Here is a 14,766-nt window from a genome sequence, read left to right as displayed (position 1 = left end):
CATGCTGCAGCCGTCGCGGGAGGTGACTCCCTACACCGAGCTCGACCGGGCCACCTGGGCGCAACTGGCCGAGACCACCATCTCTCCGCTGACGGCGGACGAGGTCGAGCGGCTGCGCGGCCTCGGCGACGAGATCGACATGGACGAGGTCCGCGAGGTCTACCTGCCGCTGTCCCGGATCCTCTCGCTGTACGTCCGGCACGCCCGCGCACTGCACGCCGACACCGAGGGGTTCCTCGGCAAGCAGGTCGAGACCCGCACGCCGTTCGTGATCGGGATCGGCGGATCGGTTGCCGTCGGCAAGTCGACGACCGCGCGCCTGCTGCGCGAACTGCTCGCCCGCTGGCCCGAGCACCCGCGGGTCGCGCTCGTCACCACCGACGGCTTCCTCTGGCCGAACGCCGAGCTCGAGCGCCGGAACCTGATGCAGCGCAAGGGCTTCCCGGAGTCGTACGACCGCAAGGCCCTGCTGCGTTTCGTGGTCGAGGTGAAGTCCGGGATGGACGCGGTCGAGGCGCCGGTCTACTCGCACCTGCACTACGACCGGATGCCCGGCGTCCGCACGACCGTCGAGCAGCCCGACATCCTGCTGCTCGAGGGGTTGAACGTGCTGCAGCCGGCACCGCGGCACGCGGACGGCAAGAGCGGTCTCGCGGTCAGCGACTTCTTCGACTTCTCGGTGTACGTCGACGCCGCCGCCGACGACATCCGCTCCTGGTACGTGGCCCGCTTCCTCAAACTCTGGGAAACGGCGTTCCGCAACCCCGAGTCGTACTTCGTCCGGTACGGCGAACTCAGCCGCGAGGAAGCGATCAAGAAGGCCGAATCCCTCTGGGACGGCATCAACGGCCCGAACCTCCGCGAAAACATCCTCCCCACCCGCTCCCGAGCCACCCTGGTCCTCCGCAAAGGCGCCGACCACGCCGTCCGCTGGGTCCGCCTCCGCAAACTCTGACCACCGCCCGCCGAGTCGTGGAAATCGGCTGGCGCCGACGACCACAATCCACGACTCGCGTTTCCTGGCGACAGCCAATCGCCACGACTCGGCGGTCAGGCGCGGGCTCCGGCGCGGAGTGCCGGTACGACGGCCAGCGCGACGACCGCGGCAGTCAGGGCGAAGGCGACCGGGTAGCCGGTGCCGCTGACGATCGCCCCGAAGGCCAGCGCGCCGAGTCCCCAGCCGCCGTCGTACGCAAGATTCCACAACGCGCTGACCTGACCGTAGCGGGACCGGTCGACGCGGTTGTACATCAAAGCCAGCGTCAGATTCTGCGCCGCACCGAAGCCGATCCCGAAACAGGTCGAGCCAATCAGAATCGCGGCCGCGCTCGGCAGGAACACCAGCGCCCCGGCGCCGATCACCGCGAAGCCCAGCGCGGGCGCAAGCAGCTTCGCCGCACCGATGCGGTCGGCGTACCGCCCAGCCAGCCAGCGCGCCGCGGGTGCCGCGATCGCCTGCAGCAACAGCGCCGTCGCCACCATCGACTGCTTGCTCCCGGCAACGGACAGCGGCAGGAAGGTCACGCTGATCCCAGCCGCGACAGTCACCGCCGCGAACACCAGCGTCGGCATCAACAGCCCACTCCGCCGTACGCCGCCCAGCACCTTGACGTGCTGCTCCTCGACCGCGACCCGTGCCGGCAGGCCGATCAGCATCACGAGCCCGCCGAGCGAGGCGACCGCAGCCAGCACGAACAGCGCGCCGAAGCCGACCACGTGCGTCAGGTAGACGCCGAGCGGCAGCCCGATCACCGCAGGCACGCCGACCGCCACGCCGTACACCCCGAGCGCCTCACCGCGACGGCTCGACGGTGCGAGATCCGCGACCAGCGCCACCGCGCCGACGACCAGGATCGCCAGCCCCGCGCCGCGGACAACACAGACGGTCAGCACCACCGGCAGCGACGCCGACACGAGCAGCACCAACGACGGCGCCCCGAGCAACACCAGCCCGGCCGCGAGCACCACCTGGTACCCCCAGCGAGCCAGCATGCGCGGCACGACCAGCTCGACACCAACCGCCGAGAACATCATCGCGGCCGTCGACAGCCCGGCCCCGACCCCACCGGACCCGTTGGCCGCGAGGTACATCGGCACCACGGAGGTCAGCAGGTACATGCTCAACCCGGACCCGAACACCATCACCAGCAGCCGCACGAACTGGCTGCTCAGAAGACGATCGACAGCGACTGCGGGGATCTCGCACACGGTGGTCATGTCTCGAAGGTAAGGAACTACCGGTACGCCCTACAGATCCAATTCCAGACCGCCCGAGAGGACCAGTTGAGTAACTTTGTCGACAAGTTATCTTCTTGCGGTGGGAAGCCCGGTACATGTCCGGCTGGCATCAGCCGGCAGCTCCGCCCATGAACTCCTGCTCGATCTCGCCGGGACGCTGGTCGATCGGCCGTCGCTGCGGCATGACGACGCGGGGCGCCCGCACATCCCGGGCCTGGCCGTGAGTGTCACCTACTCGCAGCACCGCGTCGCCGTGGCCGCGTCGTACGACGGTCCGCTCGGTGTCGACCTGGAAGAGATCACGCCGCGGGATTTCCAGCCGCTGGCGAACCGTTGGTTTACCCAACGCGAGTTGGACTGGATGGTTGGGCAGCGGGATCGGCTGGAGGCGTTTCTGCAGCTCTGGACGGCCAAGGAAGCTGTCGGCAAGGCGCTGGGCGCCGGGCTGCGGGGGTCAGGGCTGCGGCGGGAGATGCCGCTCGGCGGCGGGCAGGTTGAGTCGGCGCCCGGTCTCTCGGTGACGCACCTGCCCTGCGCAGGCGGCGTCCTTGCGCTGGCGGCGCCGACCGGTGTCAGTGTCCACCTGGCGTCACCGGGGCTTGACCCGGTGTGTGCGCGTGGGTAACTTTCGCGTCGCGGGGGAGTATCTGTAATTCAATTACTTTGGCGTTCGCCCCTGCCCGCCCGGACTGAGTTGGTGACACCGATGGAACTGACCCGACGCCAGACCCTCGGACTCGCGGCGGCTGCCGTCGCCGGGTCGACGGTCGCCGGCACCATGACCGCTTCCGCCCACACCGACCGGTGGGTCCGCGACACCCTGCGCCGGATGACGCTGGAGCAGAAGGTCGGCCAGCTGTTCGTTCTCTACGCCTACGGCCCGACCGCCGCCACCGCGGACGCGCGCAACACCAGCTTGTACGGCGTGGCGACGCCGGCCGAGGTGGTCGCGAAGTTCAACCTCGGCGGCGTCATCTACTTCACCTGGACCGACTCGGTGAAGGACCCGCAGCAGATCGCGAACCTGTCGAACGGCCTGCAAGCCGCCTCGCTCACCAACACCGGCATCCCGCTGCAGATCAGCACCGACCAGGAGTACGGCTCGGTCGTCCGCGTGGGCCCGCCGGCCACCCAGTTCCCCGGGGGTATGGCGCTCGGCGCGACCCGTTCGGCGAACTTCGCGCGTGAGGCGGGAGCGATCGCCGGCCGCGAGCTGAAGGCGCTCGGCATCACCACCGACTTCGCCCCGGACGCGGACGTCAACGTGAACCCGCTGAACCCGGTGATCGGCGTCCGCTCGGCGTCGTCGGACCCGGCGCTGGCGGCCGAGATCGTCGCCGCGCAGGTCAAGGGGTACCAGCGCGACGGCCGGATCGTCTCGACCGCGAAGCACTTCCCCGGGCACGGCGACACCGAGACCGACAGCCACGTCGGGATCCCGGAGATCCACCACACCCGCGAGCAGTGGACCGAGATCGACCTGCCGCCGTTCCAGGCCGCGATCCGGGCCGGCATCCAGTCGATCATGACCGCGCACATCGTGGTGAAGGCGCTCGATCCGTCCGGCGACCCGGCGACGCTGAGCCGGCCGATCCTGACCGGGATCCTGCGCGAGCAGCTCCGGTTCGACGGCGTGGTGATCACCGACTCGCTGGGGATGAAGGGCGTCCGCGACAAGTACGGCGACGCCGAGATCCCGCTGCGGGCGATCGAGGCGGGCGTCGACCAGCTGCTGATGCCGGTCGATCCCGGCCTGGCCTACAACTCGGTGCTCGCCGCCGTCCGCGGCGGCCGCATCTCCGAGGCGCGCATCGACGAGAGCGTCACGCGCATCCTCAAGCTCAAGTACAGCGGCGGCCTCGTCGACCAGCCGTACGTCGACCTGTCCCGGATCGCCGAGGTCGTCGGTACGCCGGCCAACTACGCCGCGGCCCAGCGGATCGCTGACCGCAGCACGACGCTCCTGCGCAACGACGCCGATCTGCTGCCGCTCTCCCCCGCGCCGCGCACCATCGTCGTCACCGGGTACAGCCCGGCGACGCTGGCCGCGGCGCTGCAGCGGCGCGGTGCGACGACCGTCGTGAAAGACACCGGTACGGCGCCGAGCGACGCCAAGATCACCGACGCACTGGCCGCCTCGGCCGCCGCGGACGTCACCGTCGTCCTGACCAACAAGGCGTGGGACACCGAGGTCACCGACAAGCTGGCCAAGCAGCAGAAGCTGGTCAACGGCCTGCTCGCCACCGGCCGCCCGGTGATCGTCGTCCCGGTCCGCGACCCGTACGACGTCGCGTACTTCGACGACCCGCAGACCACGCTGGTCACGTACGGGAGCACCGCGGTGTCGATGGAGGCCCTCGCCAAGGTGCTGTACGGCGAACTCGCGCCGACCGGCAAGCTCCCGGTGGAGATCCCCGCGAAGCCGGACGCCAACGGCGAGGCGCCCGTGCTGCACCCCTTCGGCCACGGGCTCACGTTCGACCCGCGGGACACCCGGCTGACTGTTGCCTCGTACAACATTCACGCGGGTGCCGGCGAGGACAACGTTTTCGACCTCGAGCGGACCGCGCGGGCGATCAAGGCGCTGGACGCGGACATCGTCGGACTGCAGGAGGTCGACGTCCACTGGGGCGACCGCAGCCAGTGGCTGGACACCATCACGGAACTGGCCGGAAAGCTCGGGATGTACCCGGCGTTCGCGCCGATCTACGACCTCGACCCGCCGGCGGCGGGGCAGCCGCGACGCCAGTACGGGGTCGGAATCCTGTCCCGATTCCCGCTGGTCCGCACGCAGAACCACTCGATCACCAGGCTGTCGACCCAGGACCCGAATCCGGTGCCCGCGCCGGCGCCGGGCTTCCTCGAGGTCGAGGTCGACGTCCGCGGGCGGCGGCTGCACGTCTACTGCACGCACCTCGACTACCGCGGCGATCCGACCGTACGGCAACTGCAGGTGGCGGACACGCTTCGGATCCTCGCCCAGGACCGGCGTCAGGATCTGCAGGTCCTGGTCGGTGACTTCAACGCGGAGGCTTCCGCGCCGGAACTCGCGCCGCTCTGGACCCGGCTGACCGACGCGTGGACCGCGGCCGCGGAAACCGTCGGCGGGCCGAACACCTACCCGGCGGTCGCCGCCGTCAAGCGGATCGACTTCGTCACCGTCGGCAAGGGGCTGTCCGTGCGGAGCGCGGAAGTGCCCGCCGAGGTGCCGGTCGCCGAGGCCGCGAGCGATCACCGCGCGATCGTCACCCACCTGTCCTTCCGTCGCTGACCCGCTCTGGTTCGAGGAGAGATCATGAAACGACGCAATCTGCTGGCCGGCGCCGGCGCGCTGGCCGCCGCCCCGCTGATCGACGTACCCGCCGCGCAGGCTGTCTCCAGCCGGAAGGTGATGACGGGCGCCCAGGTGCTCGCGAACGACGGCTGGCGGGCGTTGTCCGGCCAGAAGGTCGGCGTGATCAGCAACCCGACCGGCATCCTCCCGGACTTCAGCCACGTCGTGGACACCATGCACGCGTCCGGCGCGGTCGACATCGTCGCCGTGTTCGGTCCAGAACACGGTTTCCGCGGCAGCGCGCAGGCCGGCGGCTCGGAGGGCGACCACGTCGACCCGCGCACCGGGATCATGGTCTACGACGCGTACGGCGCGAATGCCGACAAGCTCGCCGGGCTGTACACGAAGGCCGGCGTGGAAACCGTGGTCTTCGACATCCAGGACGTCGGCGCCCGGTTCTACACCTACATCTGGACGATGTTCGAGGCGATGCTGGCCGCGGTCCGCACCGGCGCCCGGTTCGTCGTCCTCGACCGCCCGAACCCGGTCGGCGGCTACGCCCGCGGCCCGATGCTGAAACCCGGCTACACCTCCGGCGTCGGCAAGAAGGAGATCATCCAGCAGCACGGCATGACGGTCGGCGAGCTGGCCCGGATGTTCGACGCCGAGTACCTGCCGCTGGAGCCGAACGGCGGCCGGCTCAAGCAGCTGACAGTGATCGAGGCGAAGAACTGGAAACGGGACCAGTTGTACGACGACACCGGCCTGACCTGGGTGATGCCGAGCCCGAACATGCCCACCCCGGACACCGCGCTGCTCTACCCCGGGCTGTGCCTGTTCGAGGCCACCAACATGTCCGAGGGCCGCGGTACGACGCGGCCGTTCGAGCTGATCGGCGCGCCGTACGTCGACTACCGGTGGGCGCAGGCGCTGCAGACCAAGGACATCCCGGGCGTCGCGTTCCGCGAGGCGTACTTCACGCCGACGATCAGCAAGAACGCGAACGTGCTCTGCGGCGGCGTCCAGGTGCAGATCACCGACCCGCACCGGGTCGAGGCGATCACCGCGGCGACGCACATGATCGTCGAGGCCCGTAAGCTCTACCCCGACTTCACCTGGCGGGCGGAGACCCCACCCGGCCGGTGGATCGATCTGCTGACCGGATCGGACCGATTCCGGACCATGCTTTTGGCGGATGCGACCGCCGAGGAGATCGTGGCAGCCTGGAAGTCCGAGACCGACGCCTGGACGGCCCGGCGCGCGCAGTACCTGCTCTACAAGGGAGCTCACCGATGAAGCGGTGGGCCGCACTCACGACTGTCTCTGCGGTGATACTGACGATGGCTTCCCCTGCTGTTGCTGCCGGCCACAGTTCCGGGCGGTTCGACCGCCCGTACTCCGGCTATGCGCCGAAGACCACGCTGCTGCGTGACGCGACCCCGGCGAAGGCGGGCCTGGATCCGGCGCCGATCGACGCCGCGCTGGCCCAGGTCGCCGGCTGGACGCAGCCGAGCGGTTCGGCGAAACCGTTGTACGCCGGCGCCGTCACGCTGCTCGGGCACGACGGGAAGATCGTCACCCGGACGGCCACCGGTCTGGCCCTGAAGTACGCCGACGGCCAGGGCACCGAGCTGCCGGCGGACCAGCAGATCCCGATGCGCACCGACACGATCTTCGACCTGGCCTCGGTGTCCAAGCTCTTCACCTCGATCGTCACAATGCAGCTGGTCGAGAAAGGGCAAGGTCGACCTGGACGCGCCGATCGCGACCTATGTCCCGGAGTTCGCGGAAAACGGCAAGGAAACCGTCACGGTCCGGCAAGCACTCACGCACACCAGCGGATTTCCGTCCTGGCTCCCGCTGTGGAGCGCGCAGCCGGACCCGGCGTCCCGGCTGCACATGGCCCTGACCGCGAAGCTGCAGAACGCGCCCGGTACGACGTACCTGTACAGCGACCTGAACCTGATCGCCCTCGGCGAGCTTGCCCACCGGGTGACCGGGAAGACGCTGGACAAGCTGGTCGCCGACGGCATCACGAAACCGCTGCAGATGCGCGACACCGGCTACAACCCGGACCCGAAGAAGAAGCCGCGGATCGCCGCCACCGAGTACCAGTCCGCGCCGCCGCGCGGGATGGTGTGGGGCTCGGTGCACGACGAGAACGCCTGGTCCCTCGACGGCGTCGCGGGGCACGCGGGCGTGTTCAGCACCGCCGACGACCTCGCCGTCCTGGCGCAGACGTTCCTGAACGGCGGCAGCTACCGCGGCGCCCGGATCCTCAAGGAATCCTCGGTGACCGCGATGATCACGAACTTCAACCAGGGCTTCCCGGGCAACGACCACGGCCTCGGCTTCGAGCTCAACCAGCGCTGGTACATGGGCGGCCTGTCCGGGCCGCGCACCGCCGGCCACACGGGCTACACCGGCACGTCGCTGGTGATCGACTTCGACTCCCGCTCGTTCGCGATCCTGCTCACCAACCGCGTGCACCCGAGCCGCAACTGGGGCAGCAACAACCCGGCCCGCCGCGCGGTCGCCCAGGGCCTCGCGCTCGCCCTCGGCGTCGGCCCGCGGCACGGCAAGGACGCCTGGTTCTCCGGGACGACGGACAACGCCACCAGCACGCTCGACACGTTGGTCGTCGTACCGGCCGGCGGCGCGAAGCTCGCGTTCGACCTGTTCGTCGACACCGAGGACACCGACCTGCTGTACCTGGAGACGTCCGCGGACGGAACGACGTGGACGAAGGTTCCGTTCACGGTCCGGGACCGGGGCTCGGTGATCGACACCGACGGCTCGATCAGCGGCTCCGGCGACCGGCACTGGCACCAGGTGACGGCGGAGCTCGGCGCGGGCGCGCAGACCGTCCGCTGGCGCTACACGACCGACCCGCTGTACCAGGGCCGCGGCGTCTACGTCGACGGTGTGAAGATCACGAGCGCGTCCGGTCTTCTTCTCGACGGCGAACGGACACCGGAATCATTTACCGCAACGGGTTGGAGACTTTCGCGTCGGTGACCCCATCTCGTGCATAGTCGCCGTACCGTGGCTGTCATGAATTCAACATCCTCTCCAGAACCCACGGGGCCGCTGCTGGTCCGGGTCCGCGCGGTGATGCCCGCGCTGGCGCCGGCCGAGCAGCGGGTGGCGAACGCGGTCCTCGCGGACCCGGGCGGAGTGGCGGCGATGACGATCTCCGAACTGGCCGAGGTGGCGTCCACCTCGGAGACCACGGTCATCCGGTTCTGCAAGCAGATCGGCGTCCCCGGCTATCCGCAGCTCCGCCTGCAACTGGCGGCCCAGTCGGCGCAGGAGAGCGCGCGTCCGGAGGTCGGCGGGGACATCGAGCCCGGCGACTCGCTGGCCGACGTGGTCAGCAAGGTGGCCTTCGCCGACGAGCGGGCGGTCCGGGAGACCGCGCAGCAGGTCGACGTGGACGCGCTGGCCAAGGTCGTGGACGCGGTGGTGAACGCCAAGCGGGTCGATCTCTACGGCTTCGCCGCAAGCGCTTTCGTCGCCTTGGACCTGCAGCAGAAGCTGCATCGGATCCGGCGGGTGGCGTTCGCCTGGTCGGACGTGCACATCGCGCTGACCAGCGCGGCGCTGCTCGGTGAGGGCGACGTCGCGATCGGCATCTCGCACACCGGCACCACGGTCGAGGTCGTCGAGGCGCTCGAGGAGGCCGCCAAGCACGGCGCCACCACGGTCGCGGTGACCAATTTCCCGCGCTCCCCGCTGGCCCGGACCGCGGATCTGGTGCTGACCACGGCCGCCCGCGAGACGACGTACCGCTCGGGCGCGATGGCCAGCCGGATCGCGCAACTGACGGTGATCGACTGCCTGTTCATCGGAGTCGCGCAGCAGGTGCTGCCGGACGCCCGGAAAGCGCTGGAGGAGACCGCCAGCGCGGTCCGCGGCCACCGCCTGAAGGGTTCCGACTGACGGACAGCAATTCCGTCAAAGATGAACGGAATTGAAAATCCTTCAGTAGAAAACTAACATCGATCCCGTGACCTCACCGACCGAGCAGCGCAACCCGAGGACGCTCGCCATCGATGCGGTGGGCACGTCCGAGATCCTCCAACTCGTCAACAACGAGGACGCCCTGGTCGCCGGGGCGGTCAGCGCGGTGATCCCGGAGCTGACCAAGGCCGTCGACGCCGCCGTCGAGGCGGTCCGCGGCGGCGGCCGGGTGCACTACTTCGGCGCGGGCACGTCGGGACGCCTGGCCGTCCTGGACGCCGCCGAACTGCTGCCCACGTTCCACGTGCCTGACGGTCTGGTGGTCGCCCACCACGCCGGCGGCATGGCGGCGCTGCTCCGCGCGGTCGAGAACGTCGAGGACTCCGAGGAGGGCGGTGCCGCCGACGCGGCCGCCGTCACCGGTCGGGACCTCGTCGTCGGGCTCGCTGCTTCCGGGAGCACGCCGTACGTCGCCGGCGCCCTGAAGGCGGCCCGCGCCGCCGGGGCGAGCACTGTGCTCGTCACCTCCAACCCGGACGCCCCGCTGGCGCCGCTCGCGGACGTCGTGATCGCCGCGGACACCGGCCCCGAGGTGATCGCCGGCTCGACCCGGCTGAAGGCCGGCACCGCGCAGAAGATGATCCTGAACGCGTTCTCGACGACGCTGATGATCAAGCTCGGCCGCACCTGGTCCAACCTGATGGTCGACCTGGTCGCCACCAACAAGAAGCTCCGCGGCCGGATGCTCCGCATCCTCGCCGAGGCCACCGGCGCCGACGAGGACGCCTGCGAGACCGCCCTGGCCGCCGCCGACGGCGAGCTCAAGCCGGCCCTGGTCCACCTCCTGACCGGCACGCCGATCCCCGAGGCCCGCGCAGCCCTGGAAGCCGCCCACGGCCGCGTAGCCACCGCCCTGGCCGAACTCGCCTGACACCGGCGGGCTATCTATCTCAACCCGCCAGCAGGTCAGACGGAGATGTCAACGGACGGGCGGAGTTCGGCGGCTGCGGCGAGTGCGTCGTGGGCCGGGTTGTCGAGGAAGGTCTTGAGCAGCTCGGCGTCGGCGGGGCGATCGAGGTGCGGGAGGGCTATCTGCTCGTACGCCGCCTGGAAGCGCGGGCCCCAGCGGCGGGTGCCGAGGCGGGCGGTGCGGGAGCAGTTGTCGACCATGTAGGCGACGTCGCGGGCGTGCATGTACGGGAGCAGCGAGTCGACGGCCTCGATCACCGACTCGTTCACGATCTCGGACCATGCGTGGCCGCGCGCCGCGAACTCGTCCACCTGCGCCATCATCGTGGCCACGAACAGCCCTGCGGTCAGCGGGTCGACGACAGCGGGCGCGGTGCCGCGCCGGGCGTGCACCTCGGCACTGTGGGCCCACATCGGGCTGCCGCCGATCTCGGTCATCGGCCGGCTCGCCAGCCGCTGCTCGGCGAGGATCACGCTGCGCAACTCGGTGCCGTCGGCGACCTCGTCGTAGATCTCGGCGACCAGGTCGCGGGCCGGCCCGTACGCCGCGGAGTACGCGCGGTCGAACAGGTCCTCGTCGCCGCACACCGCACGCACCGCCGCGAGCCCGGACTCCGAGATGGTCCGCGCGATCGGCCCGGTGATCGCCTCGGTAGAGCGCTCGTACGCCGCCACCGGATCTGCCCCGTCGATCCGGAAGTACCGGTACAGCGCCTCCACCAGCCCGTGCACCGCGCCGAGCAGGATCGCCCGCTCGCCCACGATGTCCGAGCGGTACTCGTCGCGCAGCGTGGTCGCGAACGTGTACGGCGACCCGAGCCCGACCGACCAGGCGAGCGCCCGGTCCCACGCGTGCCCGTCCGGATCCGCGTGCACGGCGATGCTCGCGTTGATCCCGGCCCCGTTGACGGTCGCGCCCTGCTGGTACAGGCGGCGCACCGAGTCCCCCATACCCTTCGGGCACACCGCGATCACCGGATGCCCGTCGGGGAACGCACTCCCGGTCGAGGTCAGGTGCCCGAGCAGGAATCCGTGGGACAGGCCAATGGTCGCGCCCGGCTTCAGCACCGCGAAGATCTCCTCGTGGTGCGCGGCCAGCGCCGCGTCCGCGATCAGCAGGATCACCAGGTCACTCGCGGCCGCGACCTCGAGCCAGTCCCCCAGCGTCTCGTCGGCCTCGGTGAACCCATGGGCGCGGGCGTCCGGCCCGGACCGCGATCCGGGGCGCAGGCCGACCGTCACGCTGATGCCGGTCCCGTCGAGCGAGTCCCGCAGGTTCAGCGCCTGCGCCCGCCCCTGCGGACCCCACCCGAGCACACCGATCCGCTCGACCCCGTGCAACGCCTCGGGCAGCAAGGCAAACAGGTCCCGCCCACCCCGCACGATGTCCTCGGACCCGCCCGGAACCTGCATTGTCTCGACCCGAAAAACCGAACTCTTCATGCCCACCAGTCAACGGGCGGCGCAGCCATTGCAGCAAGCGCAAGATGTGCAGCGGACCGGTGCACGAACTGAAACGGATGTGCGTCACTCACCAACCGGCCCGGCGCTCGCGGGTCCACGCCTGGGGCCGGGCGGCGCGGCCGGCGCCGGCGGGCTTGGTGAGTGACGGAGGTCCGCCCCTTCGACAGCCCGCCGGCGCCGTCAGGACTCGAGGCCGACTGCCTTCAACGGGTTCGGCCACGCCTTCAGAGCGGCGAGCAGGTCCGGGTCCTGGGTGGTCGCCAGAGCCTGTTCGTAGGCGTCCGTGATGACGTCGGCGATGCGGACCGCCGACCCCGTGTCAGCGGACCGTACGGCGGCCTCCACCATCGCGAGGCTGATGACGTTGGAGTGCACCTCCGACTGCGGGATCGTCGACGTCCGGACGGCGTCGACGAACTCGGCCAGCGACCCGGCGATCTCCTCCGGCTCGTCGGCCATTGCCGCAGGCAACGCTTCACCGGACGCCAGCTCGGCGACCGGTCCGTTGTCGCCGTCCCAGGTCGCCGTACCGCCGGGGGCGCTCGCCCGCCAGAAGCCGTTCCACGACGTCTCCAGGCCCGGAGCGCACCAGCTGCCGGTGAAGGCGAAGCGGGTGCCGTCGGCGTAGGTGAAGATCGCGGATGCGGCCGCGTTGCCGTCGAACCAGCTCCAGGACGGGTTGTACGAATCGCAGTACACCGACACCGGCTCCGACCCGATCAGCTTGCGGGACAGGTCGAACTGGTGGATCGCCATGTCGACCAGGAGCGGCTCGGCCATCCGCTCCCGGAAACCGCTGAAGTGCGGCGCCTTGAAGAACTCGCACGACAGCGTCCCGATCGCGCCGAGCTCGGCGAGCTGACGCTGGAAGGCGTTCACCGCACGGAAGTAGCGGCGGGACTGCGAGACCATCAGCAGCTGCCCGCTCACCTCGGACGCGGCAACCATCTGCAGGCATTCCCGGACCGTCTCGGCGAGCGGCTTCTCGCACAGCACCGGGACGCCGCGCAGCAACGCCTCGACGCTGACCTTCGGATGCGCCACCGGCACCGTCACGTCGATGACCGCGTCGAACTCGACGGACAGGTCGCCCATCGCGGCGGCGACCGGTACGTCGCCGAAGCCGTGCTCGTCGGCTGCCGCACGCGCCACGTCCAGGTCGAGGTCGACAAGGCCGGCCAGGACGACGTCAGGGTTGGCGGCGATGGTGCGCAGCCAGGCGCGCCCCATCCCGCCGGCTCCGACCTGCAGCAGTCGCAAGGGTTCAGGCATCGGCAGGCTCCTCGATGGGTCCGGTGTACCCGTGACCGTTGAAGAAGTCGTCGGTCTCGTACCGCAGCAGCGTCGGGATCTTCCGCTCGGGCAGGTCGGTGTTCACCCATGCGACGCCGTTCGCGATCACCTTACGCACGTCCTTGTGGTGATAGACCGGGTAGTCCTGGTCTCCTGGCGAGAAGTAGAAGATCTTCCCGTGCCCGCGGCGGTACGTGATGCCGGAACGGAACACCTCGCCGCCGGAGAACGAGGACACGAAGATCAGCTCGTCGGGCACCGGGATGTCGAAGAACTCTCCGTACATCTCCTGCTGCTCGATCACGATGGGGTGCGGGACGCCCTGCGCGATCGGGTGCGTCGGGTTCACCGTCCAGACCAGCTCACGGTCGCGCTCACTGCGCCAGCGCAGCGTGCAGGTGGTGCCCATCAGCTTGCCGAAGATCTTCGACCAGTGGCCGGAGTGCAGCACGACCAGGCCCATCCCGGACAGCACGTGCTGGTACACGCGGTCGACCACCTTGTCGTCGACCTCGCCGTGAGCGGCATGACCCCACCACACCAGGACATCGGTCTCCGCCAGCACGTCCTCGGTCAGGCCGTGTTCCGGCTCGTCGAGGGTCGTGGTGGCGACCTTGGCGTCCGGGAGGTTCTCGGCGATGCCGGCCGCGATGGCGGCGTGCATTCCGTCGGGGTAGATCTCCCGGACGTGCGGCTCCACCTGCTCGTGCCGGTTCTCGCCCCAGACGAGTACGCGAATCGTCATATTCCAAAGCCTTTCGAGATTATTTGACGGCTCCGCCGATGGCGCCGGCGGCGATGTACTTCTGCGCGGCGACCAGCAGCACGATGGCCGGGATCGCCGAGAGCACCGCGGTCGCCATCACCGCGTTCCAGTTCTGCACCTGGGTGCCGAGGTACTGGTAGATCCCGAGCGTCACCGGCCGGACGCCGCCCTTGGTGGTCAGCGTCAGCGCGAACAGGAAATCGCTCCAGGAAAACAGGAAACTGAACAGTCCGGCGGTGATCAGCGAGTTCTTGCTGATCGGCAGCACGATCGCGACGAACGCCCGGAACAGCCCGGCGCCGTCCACCCGCGCGGCCTCCACCAGCGACGGCGGCAGCGAGAGCATGAACGAGCGCAGGATCAGGATCGCGAACGGGATCCCGCTGCTGCAGTTCGCGACGATCAGGCCCGGGATCGAGTTCAGCAGCCCGATCCGCTCGTACGCCGTGTACAGCGCGTTCGCGATCACGATCCCCGGAATCATCTGCGAGATCAGGATCGCCAGCAGCCCGATCGACACCCAGCGGGACCGGAACTGGGAGAGCGCGTACGCACACGGCGTCGCGATCGCCAGACTCAGCACGACCGTTCCGGCCGCGATGATCATGCTCGTGACGAGGTTTCCGCCCTGCTCGTCGAGTGCGCGGGCGTAGCCGGAAAACGTCGGATGCAGCGGCAGGAAACCGGCGGTGAGCGTGTTCCCGGACGGCTGCAGCGAGGCGTTCACCATCCAGTAGACCGGGAACAGCATCACGCACAGGACCAGCACGCCGATCACGGTGTAGGTGGTACGTCGCAT

12 protein-coding genes and 1 pseudogene are annotated in these 14,766 nt (G+C 69.7%); 8 read left to right on the top strand and 5 right to left on the bottom strand.

The window, feature by feature from the left end; genetic code table 11:
- The first annotated feature begins 1 nt into the window (after position 1).
- Positions 2-955: a type I pantothenate kinase gene (coaA, locus tag ABZX12_RS33875; protein ID WP_355699509.1), complete on the top strand. Its 954-nt coding sequence runs from the start codon at positions 2-4 to the stop codon at positions 953-955.
- A gap of 95 nt (positions 956-1,050) precedes the next feature.
- Here the strand turns inward: coaA and ABZX12_RS33870 are convergent, their stop codons facing one another.
- Positions 1,051-2,217: an MFS transporter gene (locus ABZX12_RS33870; RefSeq protein WP_355699508.1), complete on the bottom strand. Its 1,167-nt coding sequence runs from the start codon at positions 2,215-2,217 to the stop codon at positions 1,051-1,053.
- A gap of 100 nt (positions 2,218-2,317) precedes the next feature.
- Here ABZX12_RS33870 and ABZX12_RS33865 point away from each other — a divergent pair, with 100 nt between their 5' ends.
- From ABZX12_RS33865 to murQ, 7 genes and pseudogenes are all read left to right on the top strand, one after another.
- Positions 2,318-2,863, top strand: a complete 546-nt coding sequence (locus tag ABZX12_RS33865) for a 4'-phosphopantetheinyl transferase superfamily protein (protein WP_355699507.1) — start codon at positions 2,318-2,320, stop codon at positions 2,861-2,863.
- A gap of 81 nt (positions 2,864-2,944) precedes the next feature.
- Positions 2,945-5,509, top strand: coding sequence for a glycoside hydrolase family 3 N-terminal domain-containing protein (locus ABZX12_RS33860; protein WP_355699506.1), 2,565 nt, complete (start codon positions 2,945-2,947; stop codon positions 5,507-5,509).
- 24 nt (positions 5,510-5,533) lie between these two features.
- Complete coding sequence (locus ABZX12_RS33855; protein WP_355699505.1) at positions 5,534-6,808, top strand: DUF1343 domain-containing protein; 1,275 nt, start codon at positions 5,534-5,536, stop codon at positions 6,806-6,808.
- Positions 6,805-7,194, top strand: a pseudogene (locus tag ABZX12_RS33850) (serine hydrolase); the annotation flags it as partial. The gene ABZX12_RS33855 and the pseudogene ABZX12_RS33850, both read left to right, overlap by 4 nt.
- Positions 7,195-7,261: 67 nt before the next feature.
- The gene (locus ABZX12_RS33845; RefSeq protein ID WP_355699648.1) at positions 7,262-8,530 is read left to right on the top strand and encodes a serine hydrolase; all 1,269 of its coding nucleotides are present in this window, start codon (positions 7,262-7,264) and stop codon (positions 8,528-8,530) included.
- A gap of 36 nt (positions 8,531-8,566) precedes the next feature.
- Entirely contained in the window at positions 8,567-9,454 is an 888-nt protein-coding gene (locus ABZX12_RS33840) for a MurR/RpiR family transcriptional regulator (RefSeq protein WP_355699504.1), read from the top strand.
- Positions 9,455-9,521: 67 nt separating this feature from the next.
- Positions 9,522-10,406: an N-acetylmuramic acid 6-phosphate etherase gene (murQ, locus tag ABZX12_RS33835; protein WP_355699503.1), complete on the top strand. Its 885-nt coding sequence runs from the start codon at positions 9,522-9,524 to the stop codon at positions 10,404-10,406.
- 35 nt (positions 10,407-10,441) lie between these two features.
- Here the strand turns inward: murQ and ABZX12_RS33830 are convergent, their stop codons facing one another.
- The 4 genes from ABZX12_RS33830 to ABZX12_RS33815 form a co-directional block, all read right to left on the bottom strand.
- Positions 10,442-11,887, bottom strand: coding sequence for a ketol-acid reductoisomerase (locus ABZX12_RS33830; protein ID WP_355699502.1), 1,446 nt, complete (start codon positions 11,885-11,887; stop codon positions 10,442-10,444).
- A 201-nt stretch (positions 11,888-12,088) separates the two neighbouring features.
- Entirely contained in the window at positions 12,089-13,180 is a 1,092-nt protein-coding gene (locus ABZX12_RS33825; protein ID WP_355699501.1) for a Gfo/Idh/MocA family oxidoreductase, read from the bottom strand.
- On the bottom strand, positions 13,173-13,946 hold the full coding sequence (locus tag ABZX12_RS33820) for a ThuA domain-containing protein (RefSeq protein WP_355699500.1): 774 nt from the start codon (positions 13,944-13,946) through the stop codon (positions 13,173-13,175). Before ABZX12_RS33820 ends, ABZX12_RS33825 begins: the two co-directional genes overlap by 8 nt.
- A 19-nt stretch (positions 13,947-13,965) precedes the next feature.
- Positions 13,966-14,766 (bottom strand): carbohydrate ABC transporter permease, encoded by an 801-nt coding sequence (locus ABZX12_RS33815; protein ID WP_355699499.1) that lies wholly within the window; start codon positions 14,764-14,766, stop codon positions 13,966-13,968.

This window comes from Kribbella sp. NPDC003505 (assembly GCF_040610875.1).
Classification (GTDB): domain Bacteria; phylum Actinomycetota; class Actinomycetes; order Propionibacteriales; family Kribbellaceae; genus Kribbella.
The sequence above is the reverse complement of the archived record's forward strand: the minus strand, read 5'-3'. Positions and strand labels throughout refer to the sequence as shown.